The organism is Pseudomonas monteilii NBRC 103158 = DSM 14164 (assembly GCF_000730605.1).
GTDB classification, from domain to species: Bacteria; Pseudomonadota; Gammaproteobacteria; order Pseudomonadales; family Pseudomonadaceae; genus Aquipseudomonas; species Aquipseudomonas monteilii.
Genome location: NZ_BBIS01000130.1, coordinates 1 through 588, shown reverse-complemented (window position 1 = coordinate 588; position 588 = coordinate 1). Strand labels below are relative to the sequence as shown.

1 pseudogene is annotated in these 588 nt (G+C 59.9%); it reads left to right on the top strand.

The features are described 5' to 3' along the window. Positions 1 to 442 (top strand): annotated as a pseudogene (locus PM2_RS29480) (IS5-like element ISPpu18 family transposase); the annotation flags it as partial. Positions 443 to 588 lie beyond the last annotated feature (146 nt).

Genomic DNA, 588 nt, shown 5'->3' with positions numbered 1-588 from the left:
CGTGGATGATGAGTCGGGGCTGGTACACAGCGTGGTAGGCACGGCAGCCAACGTGGCGGATATCACCCAGGTCGACAAACTGCTGCACGGTGACGAGAACGTCGTCTGCGCCGATGCCGGCTACACCGGCGTCGAAAAGCGCCCCGAACATGCTGGCCGCGAAGTGATCTGGCAGGTCGCAGCACGCCGCAGCACCTACAAGAAGCTCGATAAACGCAGCGCCCTGTACAAAGCCAAGCGCAAGATCGAGAAGGCCAAGGCACAAGTGCGAGCGAAGGTCGAGCACCCGTTTCGAGTGATCAAGCGCCAGTTCGGTTACGTGAAGGTGCGCTTCCGTGGCCTGGCCAAGAACACCGCTCAGCTGGTGACGCTGTTCGCGCTGTCGAACCTATGGATGGCGCGCCGACATTTGCTGACTACCGCAGGAAAGGTGCACCTGTAATGCGGAAAATGGCTGCTGCGAGGTGCTCGCGGCGGCCAAAAACGGAGAACTGAGCGGGTTACCTGGTCGATTTTGATCGACGGCCCGCTTTCAAAAGCAGCGAGGGCTGAAGTCGACCGGAAATACAGGGTTACTTCAGACCTTCC